Here is a 12827-nt window from a genome sequence, read left to right as displayed (position 1 = left end):
CTCTATCAATCCGGGATAAACGCTGCACCCACGCCTGTAGGGGCGACGCATGCGTCGCCCCTACGACGACGCCGACCTCACCCGCACCTCGCCAATGAATGCCTGGTATCGCTTCGATACAAGGATCACACCTGAACGATGCAGGTTGTTGCGCAAGATGTGGTGTTCGGACGTGGAACAGGCTGCCAGCCTAAGCTCATGCATTCCCTGCATCGGGGGCACGTACCGGTAGAGCTAAACGCTGCACCCCTCGCCTGTAGGGGCGACGCATGCGTCGCCCCTACGACACTCACCGCTTCGCCAATGGACACCTTGTACCGCGTCTACCCACCCCTGAACTTTGCCCAGAGCGGGAGAAGTGAGGGGCAACTTGCCGACATCACGCCTTAACCGCAGCTACCGTGGCTTCAATCGAGTCGGCGATGATTTGCACGATCTGATCGATCTGTTCGTAGGTGGTGACCAGCGGCGGCGCCAGACAGATCGTGTCCCCCACGACACGGGTGAAGAGGCCGCGAGCAGTCATCTCTTTTTGGACGCGCACGCCGACGTTGGCACTGGCAGGGAAGGGCGCTTTGGTTGCAGTGTCTGCGACCAGTTCAATTCCGGCCATCATACCTTTACCTCGGACGTTCCCGACATGCGGTAGGGCGTACAGCTCTTGCAGTCGCCGCAGCATGTAATCGCCAACTTCGGCGGCCCGCTGCACCAGGCCCTCGCGTTCGATGATGGCGATGTTGGCCAGGGCAACGGCACAGGCGGTCGGGTGGCCTGAATAGGTGAAGGCGTGCATCCAGCGCTGTTCGGGTGGCACCGACTGGATAGCCTCGTAGATGCGGTCGCTCACGCCGATGCCACCGAGGGGAATGTAGCCCGATGTAATCCCCTTCGCGAACTGGGCAATATCCGGCTCGATTCCGTAGTGTTCCAGCCCAAACCAGCGCCCGGTACGCCCAAACCCGGTGATGACTTCATCGCTGATCAAGAGCACATCGTAGTAGTCGCAGATTTCGCGAATGCGCTTGAAGTAGTCGTCTTGCGGGGGAATGACGCCACCGGCCCCCTGCACCGGTTCAGCGATGAAGGCTGCAACCGTGTCCGGCCCTTCACGTACAATCGCCTCTTCGAGCAGGTTGGCTGCGGCCACCCCATCGCTCAGGTGCGGGGTAGGATTGACGAAGCGGTAGGGGTACGGCGACTCGATATGGATGAATCCCGGTACACGCGGCTCAAACATCGGCCAGTACGCGGGCAGGCCGGTAGCACTCATCGCCGCCATAGTGACGCCGTGATAGCCCTTCATGCGCGAAATAAACTTGACCTTCTCCGGCTTGCCGACCGCCTTCCAGTAGAAACGTGCGGTCTTGAACGAGCTTTCGGTGCTCTCGGCACCGCCCGAGGTGAAGAAGAAGTGGTTGATACTCGGATAGAAGAGTTCGCTGAGTTTCCGCGCCAGTTCAATTGCCGGCAGGTTCGTCGAGCCAACGTAAGCCGAGTAGTAGGCCAGTTGCTTCATCTGGTTGCAGGCCGCTTCGGCCAGCTCGGCCCGACCATGGCCGACATTGACATTCCACAGTCCGCTCAGACCGTCAATATACTCGCGCCCCTCGGCGTCAATCACAATTGAACCACGACCGGCAACCCAGATTTTCGGATTCTGGTGCGCCGTCGGGTGGGTGAGGGGGTGGATGAGATACTCATGGTCGGCCTGAAGCTGTTCTTGCAGGGTGTTCACGCGCTCCTCCTTGTTGGGAATATCGGTGTTGATGGTTGGATTGTAGCGGAGAAGTGGAGAGACGGCAAGCTGTACCTGCGCGGCAGGTGGTACGCAGTGGATAGGGTACAATATCAGACAGACACATAGAGGTTGGAGACAGCTATGAGCTGGAGAAGACAGATCGAGTTGATCGAGGCGGCCCTGGCCGCCCCGTCGCCACCGTCGAGCGAGCTACTCGTGTTACGTCGGCTCGACGGTACGCCACTGCGTCCGTTTCAGCCGCCGCCAGGTGTAACCCCACGCGCATCGGCAGGGCTGCTCTTACTCATCCCCCACGCCGACACCTTACACATTCCGCTGACAGTCCGTTCGAGTCGGGTGACCACCCATCGCGGTGAGGTGTCGCTACCGGGTGGTGGCATTGATCCAACCGACGATGGGGCAGTGGGGGCGGCGCTACGCGAAGCTCAGGAAGAGATAGGTATCAATCCAACCCAGGTTGTCGTGATCGGTCAACTCTCGACGTTCTACATTCCGCCGAGTAATAACTATCTGACGCCAATCGTTGGCTTGTACCCAACCTCATGCGAGCTGCAGCCCGATCCCGAAGAGGTGGAACACGTCTTCACCGTCCCCCTGGCGACACTTCTCGATCCGGCCACGGTGCGCGAGGAGATTTGGGAGCGCAACGGTACGCCGATGCGGGTACCCTTTTTTGCCTTGAACGGGTACAAGGTATGGGGGGCAACTGCGCTGCTGCTGAGTGAATTTGTGGCGCGGTTGCGGCGCGCGGGGCAGGGATAGGCTGTCTGAATAACTCAGTTGGGGTGGGGCATGATCGCCCAGGTTGCTACCTTTGTCACCACAGAGGCACGGAGACACAGAGGATAGGAACACGAGTTGCTACTTTGAAACGTGACGTAGGCGCGTCTATAAGAACCGGCTGCTACCCAAATCGTTCATGCAGTTACGGTGCAGGTGTTGCGCGTAGAGTCTTACTGTTCATCCTGGCAGGCAGCCTCACATGACCTGCTTGCGGCGTAGGTGGCAACTTGGGTTATGACGTGAGATCGCATGTGTGCAAAGACAGCGCCGGCGTGATGGGTGGTCAGCGGGTGACGGGTGATACTACGACACACCCCCACCCCTGCCTGCCCCTACTGGGGCGGGGATCGCCGGAGCAGGATAGTTCCCGCTGTCGTGCGCCGGTGCAGGGTGGCAATATTCCGCTGACAGCAGGCGGCGAGCCAGAGGCGCATGCTCCCAGCGTTTTCCAGATGGCGCGCCGGAGGCGCACGCTCCCAGTGTTTGCGCACAGCGGGACTATATTCGGGTGCAGTGTCCTGTTCGTTATTACGTTAGATTTGATACGGCACAGAACACAACAGGCGCAGCAGCATGGCTTCCACACGCACCCGTAACATGACTAAAGGTGTGGCACTATTTCTGCCACACCCCAAACCTGTGACGCGAACACGCCTGGCTCTCAACGCAGGTCAGCCGGACGTTCACCCAGGGTCACCGACACCCGCTGCTCCTGTCCATCGCGGAGGATGGTCAATTCCACCGTATCACCAGGGCGATACTGCAAGAGAAGCTGGCGCAGCGAGACGGTGCCATCGAGGCGCTGATCATTCACGGCGAGGATAATGTCGCCTTCACGCAAACCGGCCTGTGCTGCGGCGGTGTTCGGCAAGACGGCGGGCTGGCCACTGATACCGGCATTGATATAAGCGCCATTCTGCACCGGCAGATTGTACTCTGCGGCAACTTCACCATCGATCATCAGGTAGGTAATACCCAGGAACGGATAGCGCACCTGACCGGTACGGATGATCTGGTCGGCAACGTTGGCGAAGATGCTGCTCGGCACCGCGAAGCCAAGTCCCTCAACCGGCGCACTCGACCCGAAACCGAGATCGTTGCGTACAACCAGCGTGTTGATGCCGACGACTTCACCGCGCAGGTTGATCAGCGGGCCACCGCTGTTCCCACTGTTGATCGCGGCATCGGTCTGAATCAGACCCTCCATCCCACTACCGGGCACCGAACGGTTCAGTGCGCTGACCACACCGGCAGTCACCGTGTTGCGGAAATTACCGAGTGGACTACCGATAGCCAGCACCGTTTCGCCGGGCTGCAACGCCGACGAGTCACCGATAGCGGCGACACCCGGCACCTCGCCATCGACTTTCAGCACTGCAATATCATTGAGCGAGTCGGTACCAACCAGCTCAGCTTCGCGGCGGGTACCATCAGCGAAGAGTACGTAATAACGATTACCCCCACTGACAACGTGGTTGTTGGTGATGATGTAGCCCTGATCACTGATAATGACACCGCTCCCGCTCCCCTGACCGGTGCTGCCGGTAACGGTGACGGTGACAACTGCCGGCGCTACGCGCTTCACGGCTTCAACCATCGCATCAGAGACACTGACAACCTCGACCGGTTGGGTAACGGTTTGGTTTGCGGACGAAGTTCCATTGCTTGCAGTGACCGGCTGGGCATTGATGGTCGTGACTGTGGCCGCGACCTGAGCCACGGTCTGGCGGGCCACCAGATAACTGACCAGACCGCCGGTTGCGGCACCACCGGCAACGCCGATAAAGATGCCGAGTAAGAAGACAAAGATTAATGCTAAACGATTAACATTCATCGTACACCTCCCTGGCGTCAGACGACAACGATGCCGTCGTTTTCGCTAAGAGTATCATGACGGGAAGTTTTTAATGTTTGGTTAGAAGGTTGTTAGAAGGTGATGAGATTTTGGGGGAGGAAGTAGGAGGTAGGAGGTAGGAGGTAGAAGATAGGAGATAGAAGATAGAAGATAGGAGATAGAAGATAGGAGGTAGAAGGTAGGAGGGGAAGAGGAGGGGGGGTGAGTGATATTGGGGTATTGCGGACGAGTGGGGGGACTTGCTTCCGTAATCTCAGTAAGAAATACAACCGTTTGACCGTGAAGGAAACTCGTGCCGCCGAAACGATGTATCTGCCTAACTCAAAGTTCCCCCACCCCTACCCCGCTCAGCGCTTCACCGGCTCCGGCAGATCGAGCAGATCGCGGAGGGCCGGTTCCAATGTGGGAAACCGGAACTGGTAGCCGAGGTCGAGAGCTTTGCGGGGAACGGCATTCTGGCCGTAGACGACCAGATCGGCCATTTCGCCCAGGGCAATCCGCAAACTGAATTCAGGAACCGGTAGCCAGGAGGGTGAGCCGAGCACTTTGCCGACGATAGCGGCGAAGTCGCGGTTGGACAATGCCCCCGGCGCGGCAGCGTTGAGCGGGCCACGCACCTGATCGTTTTCCAGGGCAAAGCGAATTAAGCCTACCTCGTCGTCAGGGTGAATCCAGGGATAGACCTGCGTGCCGGGCAGGATGGGGCCGCCGGTCATGAGCTTGAAGGGCAGCATAATCTGCGGCAACGCTCCCGATGTGGGATCGAGCACCAGACCGGTGCGTAAGCGCACGGTGCGCACGCCGTACTCTTCCGCACGCACGGCTTCTGCTTCCCACGCCACGCAGACCTGCGCCAGAAAATCACGTCCCGGCGGCGAATCTTCGGTGAGCGGGGTGTTGTCGCGATACGGGCCGTAGTAGCCAACCGCCGACGCACAGACGAAGACGCTGGGTCGCTGCGACGCGGCAGCGATGGCATTGACGATACCACGGGTGCCAATCACCCGACTGTCGCGAATCTCTGCCTTGTATTCGGGTGTCCATCGTTTGCCGAGCAAACCGGTCGAAATCGGTGCCCCGGCCAGATGAACCACCGCCCAGGCACCATCAACCGCAGCCGCCCACGGCCCCTGTTCAGATGGCTGCCAGGCAACATAATCGGCAGCACCGGGCAGGGTTGACCGTGCCCGCGCCGGGTCACGACTGAAGATGACCAGGTGGTAGTCGTTGCGTAATTCGGCAACCAGCCTGCGCCCGATGAGGCCAGTTGCCCCGGTGATGATAATGCGTTTTGTGCTCATATTATCATCGTACCCTGCATACGTAACGCTGTCAATGGTCGGCCTTTGCTGAAGCCGTGCGTTACTATGGATGAGCCGTACATCGTCCAGCGCCGAATAGTCGTTCGCCTGTGCGGGTGGCAGATGCTTCAGCCTACCAGTCAGGTGGTGAGAGGTAAACGTCCGTTTTCAGAACTAATGTTCTAATCTGAAATGTTCAGTCTATCTGCCGGAAAGCAGGTGCCTGCCGGCGTATCGGTATCACGGCGTGCTTGCTTTCTCCATGCATTACCCACCTGTCACGCTGCGTCAGGCCGGCTGCAAGTACCCCCTGTGGCGCGGGCTTCCAGCCCGCGTGCAGGTGTCATCGCCACCGCCGTCAGGGGCTGGTCGTGGCCGCTGGTGTAAAGGCTTCCCACCTGCGCCACGGATTGATACACCGTCTACCATCGCCACCACTGCGACCATCCGCTTTCCGTTCGTGACGTAATACCCTCACCACCGCAGTGCAACGCGATAGTGCCAGGATCGTGTATGATGAGATAGGTACTGCTGATGAGCGAAGCGGTTGACAACCTGGTTATGGGTCATGCATAGCCCAGTGGAGGCGTGCTCCATACTGGTGCTCGTTCACCGCAATCCCGGCCCCCCTCCTAACCTCCCCCCGCTGGGGGGAGGAACAGGCAGAACAGATGAGCGCACCTACCGTCATGGCATCAGGACGCCCCAGTGCAGCTCGCCATGCTCCCCGCTCCCCTATGCATTCCCCACCTGTCACGCTGCGTCAGGCTGGACTGCCAGCGATCCCTGTGGCGGCTCCCCGTGGCGCGGGCTTCCAGCCCGCGTGCAGGTGTCATCGCCACCGCTGTCAGGTGCTGGCCGTGGCCGCTGGTGCGCAGGCACAAACCTGGTACAACCAAACGTCTACGCGCAGGGATCGTATGCATGCCTGACTGACTCGATGATCGGCACGATCCCATCCAGCACCCCCGTGACCAGGATGGGTAACAGTATGCCACGCGCCGGATCGTGAGCACGGCCGGCGCGGCAGCATGGCTGCCGCACTCCAAACCGTGCGCCACGCACATGATGCGCGAGTAAGACAACTCATCCAGCACGTGATAGCACGGCTGGAGTAGCGCACTGCCACCGGGTCAATCGCCCACAACAGCACCTATGGCGATCATCCCCGCTGGTACGCACGTGGTTGACACCAGGTGTGGGTAATGCATAGCCGGCGGGGACGGGTGTACGTTCTCGGCTCCTCCCCCCAGCGGGGGGAGGTTGGGAGGGGGGCTGTTGCAAACGGTGAGTGAACCTCCGGATCGTCTCTCAGAGGAGACCGGCTGTCAGGCGACGTATGGGTAATGAAAAAGTGACCGATGAGGAATCCGCTGTACCCCGCCCTTAATCGCGAGCACGGCCGGCGCGGCAGCATGGCTGCCGCACTCCAAACCGTGCGCCACGCACCTGATGCGCAAGTAAGACAACTCATCCAGCACGTGATAGCACGGCTGGAGTAGCGCACTGCCACCGGACCAATCGCCCACAACAGCACCTATGGCGATCATCCCCGCTGGTACGCACGTGGTTGACACCAGGTGTGGGTAATGCATAGCCGGCGGGGACGGGTGTACGTTCTCGGCTCCTCCCCCCAGCGGGGGGAGGTTGGGAGGGGGGCTGTTGCAAACGGTGAGTGAACCTCCGGATCGTCTCTCAGAGGAGACCGGCTGTCAGGCGACGTATGGGTAATGAAAAAGTGACCGATGAGGAATCCGCTGTACCCCGCCCTTAATCGCGAGCACGGCCGGCGCGGCAGCATGGCTGCCGCACTCCAAACCGTGCGCCACGCACATGATGCGCGAGTAAGACAACTCATCCAGCACGTGATAGCACGGCTGGAGTAGTGCACTGCCACCGGACCAATCGCCCACAACAGCACCTATGGCGATCATCCCCGCTGGTACGCACGTGGTTGACACCAGGTGTGGGTAATGCATAGCCGGCGGGGACGGGTGTACGTTCTCGGCTCCTCCCCCCAGCGGGGGGAGGTTGGGAGGGGGGCTGTTGCAAACGGTGAGTGAACCTCCGGATCGTCTCTCAGAGGAGACCGGCTGTCAGGCGACGTATGGGTAATGAAAAAGTGACCGATGAGGAATCCGCTGTACCCCGCCCTTAATCGCGAGCACGGCCGGCGCGGCAGCATGGCTGCCGCACTCCAAACCGTGCGCCACGCACCTGATGCGCGAGTAAGACAACTCATCCAGCACGTGATAGCACGGCTGGAGTAGCGCACTGCCACCGGGTCAATCGCCCACAACAGCACCTATGGCGATCATCCCCGCTGGTACGCACGTGGTTGACACCAGGTGTGGGTAATGCATAGCCAGCGGGGACGGGTGTACGTTCTCGGCTCCTCCCCCCAGCGGGGGGAGGTTGGGAGGGGGGCTGTTGCAAACGGTGAGTGAACCTCCGGATCGTCTCTCAGAGGAGACCGGCTGTCAGGCGACGTATGGGTAATGAAAAAGTGACCGATGAGGAATCCGCTGTACCCCGCCCTTAATCGCGAGCACGGCCGGCGCGGCAGCATGGCTGCCGCACTCCAAACCGTGCGCCACGCACATGATGCGCGAGTAAGACAACTCATCCAGCACGTGATAGCACGGCTGGAGTAGTGCACTGCCACCGGACCAATCGCCCACAACAGCACCTATGGCGATCATCCCCGCTGGTACGCACGTGGTTGACACCAGGTGTGGGTAATGCATAGCCGGCGGGGACGGGTGTACGTTCTCGGCTCCTCCCCCCAGCGGGGGGAGGTTGGGAGGGGGGCGATGTCAGGTGTCGAGCGCGCCGGAGGCGCACGCTCCCAGTGAGCGATTGGAGGGTTGTGCTCCCGGTGAGCGCACCGGAGGCGCGCACTCCCAGTGAGCGATTGGGGGGGTGTGCTCCCGGTGATCGCGCCGGAGGCGCGCGCTCCCAGTGAGCGATTGGGGGGGTGTGCTCCCGGTGAGCGCGCCGGAGGCGTGCGCTCCCAGGGTATACCGACGCTTGCGTGCCACGATGGAGCACTTAAAGGCACCGCGTGAGGGTGATGGCAGGTGGCTTGCCATGACTCATATTAAACCGGACTCGATACCATCAACCATTTAGCCTCTGCAACAGCGTAGCCATCTCAATCGCGGCGGTGGCCGCTTCAAAGCCTTTGTTGCCGGCTTTGGTACCGGCGCGCTCGATAGCCTGCTCGATGTTGTCGGTGGTGATGACGCCGAAGATACACGGGACGCCGGTTTGCAGGCTGACCTGGGCAATCCCGCTGCTGGCAGCGGCAGCGACGTGCTCGTGATGCGTGGTGGCACCGCGAATCACGGCACCGAGGGCAATGATTGCATCGTAGCGACTGCTCTCGGCCAGGCGATGGCATACCAGCGGCAACTCGAATGAGCCTGGTACCCAGGCAATGTCGATATGATCCGCAGCTACGCCATGCCGCAGCAGTCCATCTCGCGCACCTTCGAGCAGACGGTTGGTAATCAGGTCGTTCCAGCGGCTGACGACAATCGCTATCCGTAAGCCACTGCCGATATACGTGCCTTCATAGATGGTCATAGATGCACTCCAGTTGATGTCCTAGACGATTCCGTTTGGTGAGCAGATAGGCAATGTTGTGCGGATTTGGTGTACCACAGATGGGAACCTGCGTCACGGCAAAGCCAAATTCGCGTAAGGCAGCTACTTTCTGCGGGTTGTTGGTCAGCAGATGAACGGTGCGCACGCCGAGATCGGTAAGAATCTGTGCGCCAACCGTATAGTCGCGCAGATCGGCAGGGAAGCCGAGTTGTTCGTTTGCGGCCACGGTGTCAAATCCCTGTTCTTGTAGGGCATAGGCGCGCAGTTTGTTGTGCAGGCCGATGCCACGACCTTCCTGGCGCAGGTAGACCAATACCCCACAGCCGGCAGCAGCCATCTGATGCAGCGCGGTATCGATCTGCTCGCCGCAATCGCAGCGGAGACTCCCAAATACATCACCGGTCAGGCATTCAGAGTGGAGGCGCACCAGGATCGGCTGATCAGGTTTGGGATGACCGATGATCAGCGCAACTGCTTCGTGGGGGGCACAACGGGCGCTGTACGAGACGGCGCGAAACGTGCCATAGCGGGTTGGAAGCTGCGCTTCGGCCATGCGCTCAATCAGACGTTCGTGACGTTTGCGGTAGGCAACCAGTTGCTCGACGCTGATGATCTTGAGGTTGTGCCTGACGGCGAAGCGGACAAGATCAGGGCCACGGGCCATCGTACCATCGTCGTTCATTATTTCGCAGATGACACCAGCCGGTCGCAGGCCCGCCAGCCGGGCCAGATCAACTGCCGCTTCCGTCTGACCGCGCCGCTCCAGGACACCGTTGGGCGCAGCCCGCAGGGGAAAGACGTGACCCGGTTGTACCAGATCGTGCGGGCCACTGTGTGGGTCAACCGCAACGCGAATCGTATGCGCCCGGTCGGCAGCCGAGATACCGGTGGTAACGCCGTGAGCAGCTTCAATTGATACCGTAAAATTGGTACCGAAACGAGCCCGATTCTGCCGTACCATCGGCTCTAGCCCCAGACGGTCGGCTATCTCGCCGGCGAGCGCCAGACAGATCAGCCCCCGCCCTTCGCGCGCCATAAATGCAATTGTTTCAGCAGTGACGTGTTGTGCAGCACAGGCCAGATCGCCCTCATTCTCGCGATCAGCATCATCAACGATGATGATCATCCGGCCAGCCGCGTAATCGCGCAGCGCTTCTTCCACTGATGCGAACATTAGCGAGCCTCCTGGCGATACGCCTCAAGCAGGCGTTCAACATACTTGGCGATAATATCAACCTCTATATTCACCAATGCTCCCACCGTCTGACGGCCCATGATGACTGCCGATTGGGTATACGCAACCAGGGCAACGGTAAACGTCTCACGCCCCATCTCGGCCACCGTCAGGCTGACGCCGTCAACCGCGATGTAGCCTTTTTCGACGATATACGGCAGCAAAGCAGCCGGCGGGCGGATTGTCACTCGCTTTGAGTCACCTTCAGGCACAATCGCTACAATCTCGCCAACGCCGTCGACGTGCCCCTGCACGTAATGCCCACCCATCCGACCACCAAACGCCAGTGCCCGTTCGAGATTCACCGGGTCACCGACGTGCAGCCGGCCCAGATTGGTGCGACGCAAGGTCTCTGGACTCAGGCCGACGGTGAAGCTATCTGCGGTGAGTGCCGTCACCGTCAGACAGGTGCCATTGACGGCAATGCTATCGCCGATACGCGTTCCCTCAAGCACAGTGCGACAGGTAATCGTGATCTGGTTGGCCTGTTCTTGCGTGCTTACGATATGAGCAACTGTGCCCATCTCTTCAACAATGCCGGTAAACATCAGCAACCTCCTCAACATCCCACCACGGTGCATCAACTGCCGTGGCAATCAACAACGCATCCTGGTCGTATTGTTCAAGCCGCCGGAGCCGATAACGGCGAGCCATCGCCATGCAAGCGACGCCAGGTCCGGCCATTGGCCCTGGCGCCAGGGCATCGTTCACGACACGCGCCCCGATAAATGCCCAAATCTCGTCAATCAAACACTCGGCATGCAATGCGCCGAGCAACATGGCTCCGCCTTCAACCAGCAGGTGGTTGTAGCCCTCGTGAGCCAGATAGTGCAACAACGGTGCGAGAGCGACGCGCCCGGTAGCATCTGGCGGGAATTGCACAACCCGCACGCCACGGGACTGCATGGCAGCCAGCCAGGCTGGCTCAGGCTGAACACAGGCGATGAGCGTTTGACCGGGAAGATCACCACGTACCACACGGGCGTGCAGAGGTGTCTGGCCGCGACTATCAACAATGACCCGCAGGGGGTGGCGTGGTTCGCGCCAGTGCTGATCAAGGCGCGTCGTCAACTGCGGATCATCATTGCGGATAGTGCCAACACCCACCATAATCACATCCACCTGATCGCGCAGGCGATGCACCTGGGCACGGGCTGCCGGATCGGTGATCCAACGGCTATCACCACTCGCAGTGGCAATACGGCCATCGAGCGTCATGGCGTACTTGGCGGTCACCAGTGGCCGACCACACTGCACCCGACAGCGAAACGGAGCCAGTTGCCCGGCTACAGTTGCCGCTCCGGTCGTGATCCGGTACACCTCGATCCCGGCAGGCTGCAACACAGCGGCTGCCCCGTCTCCCATGCGCGGATCGGGATCGTGGGCAATGAAGAAGACCCGCCGGATCCCGGCGGCGATGATCGCCTCAGTGCAGGGCGGCGTGCGCCCGTAGAAGGTGCATGGTTCGAGCGTGGTGTAGAGGTCGGCCCCGCGTGCCCGCTCACCGGCTGCGGCCAGGGCTATCCGTTCGGCGTGTGGACCACCGGCGGGCTGGGTTGCGCCAAGCCCAACTACCTGCCCATCACGCACAACCACCGCCCCAACCGGCGGATTGGGGCTGGTGCGACCGACAACCGCCGCCGCCTGTTGCAGAGCCAGTTCTACGGCATATTCGAGCGTGAAAACGTGTGGTTGATGGTTCATCGCGACACCCCTGAACACACCTTCGGGGCATCGCGGAGGAAGCGGCAACGCAGAGGAAGCGAGCGCCCGGCTACTACCGGCGCAGTCGCCAAAACAGACAAGAGCATACAATAGCTCTTGCCTCTTCATCTGCTATCGTGCCAAACCAACCGCCGACCTTCTCCCATCCGGACTATACCGTCGGCCCCGGAATCACACCGGGTCCTGCCTTACGGCTCGCGGGCTTGTGTGGGCACGCCACCATTACCGCCGATCAGGAATTTCACCTTGCCCCGAAGGTCTTCGGATTTTGTCGCCGTAGCGACGTATATGGGGTACGATACCCGGAAAATGGTGGGCTGTCAACTCATTAGTTACTGACAGACTACATGATTGTGAGAGAGTTCACACCATCCCGGCGACCAGCAGGGTGAGCAGGGTGACACGCGCCTGACATCCTGTGGATAGCGGCATCATCCCGCACCGGCATGGCTATGCATTACCCACAACTGGTGTCAACCACGGGTGTACCAGCGAGCATGATCACCATGGGTGCTGTTTTGGGCGACTGGCCCGGTGACCGTGCGCAGCTGTGTCGCAGGG

8 protein-coding genes and 1 riboswitch are annotated in these 12827 nt (G+C 60.4%); of the genes, 1 reads left to right on the top strand and 7 read right to left on the bottom strand.

Annotated elements, in window-relative coordinates:
- Positions 1-379: 379 nt before the first annotated feature.
- Positions 380-1735, bottom strand: a complete 1356-nt coding sequence (locus CAUR_RS11545) for an aminotransferase family protein (protein ID WP_012258069.1) — start codon at positions 1733-1735, stop codon at positions 380-382.
- Between the two features lie 144 nt (positions 1736-1879).
- Here CAUR_RS11545 and CAUR_RS11540 point away from each other — a divergent pair, with 144 nt between their 5' ends.
- Positions 1880-2521: an NUDIX hydrolase gene (locus tag CAUR_RS11540; protein WP_012258068.1), complete on the top strand. Its 642-nt coding sequence runs from the start codon at positions 1880-1882 to the stop codon at positions 2519-2521.
- Between the two features lie 682 nt (positions 2522-3203).
- Here CAUR_RS11540 and CAUR_RS11535 read toward each other — a convergent pair.
- From CAUR_RS11535 to ribD, 6 genes are all read right to left on the bottom strand, one after another.
- Positions 3204-4376, bottom strand: coding sequence for a S1C family serine protease (locus tag CAUR_RS11535; RefSeq protein WP_012258067.1), 1173 nt, complete (start codon positions 4374-4376; stop codon positions 3204-3206).
- Positions 4377-4744: 368 nt separating this feature from the next.
- Positions 4745-5698, bottom strand: coding sequence for a TIGR01777 family oxidoreductase (locus tag CAUR_RS11530; RefSeq protein WP_012258066.1), 954 nt, complete (start codon positions 5696-5698; stop codon positions 4745-4747).
- Positions 5699-8818: 3120 nt separating this feature from the next.
- The gene (ribH, locus tag CAUR_RS11525) at positions 8819-9286 is read right to left on the bottom strand and encodes a 6,7-dimethyl-8-ribityllumazine synthase (protein ID WP_012258065.1); all 468 of its coding nucleotides are present in this window, start codon (positions 9284-9286) and stop codon (positions 8819-8821) included.
- Positions 9273-10481 (bottom strand): bifunctional 3,4-dihydroxy-2-butanone-4-phosphate synthase/GTP cyclohydrolase II, encoded by a 1209-nt coding sequence (locus CAUR_RS11520; RefSeq protein ID WP_012258064.1) that lies wholly within the window; start codon positions 10479-10481, stop codon positions 9273-9275. The genes ribH and CAUR_RS11520 overlap by 14 nt, the downstream gene beginning before the upstream one ends.
- Positions 10481-11089 carry a riboflavin synthase gene (gene ribE, locus CAUR_RS11515; protein ID WP_012258063.1) on the bottom strand — a complete coding sequence of 203 codons (609 nt, stop codon included), beginning with the start codon at positions 11087-11089 and terminating at the stop codon, positions 10481-10483. Before ribE ends, CAUR_RS11520 begins: the two co-directional genes overlap by 1 nt.
- Entirely contained in the window at positions 11070-12245 is a 1176-nt protein-coding gene (ribD, locus tag CAUR_RS11510) for a bifunctional diaminohydroxyphosphoribosylaminopyrimidine deaminase/5-amino-6-(5-phosphoribosylamino)uracil reductase RibD (RefSeq protein ID WP_012258062.1), read from the bottom strand. Before ribD ends, ribE begins: the two co-directional genes overlap by 20 nt.
- A 151-nt stretch (positions 12246-12396) precedes the next feature.
- Positions 12397-12529: riboswitch (FMN riboswitch) on the bottom strand.
- Between the last annotated feature and the right edge of the window lie 298 nt (positions 12530-12827).

Origin of the sequence: Chloroflexus aurantiacus J-10-fl, assembly GCF_000018865.1 — a bacterium.
Lineage (GTDB): Bacteria > Chloroflexota > Chloroflexia > Chloroflexales > Chloroflexaceae > Chloroflexus > Chloroflexus aurantiacus.
Note: the sequence above shows the minus strand (reverse complement) of the source record. Positions and strands in the feature narration are given on the sequence as shown.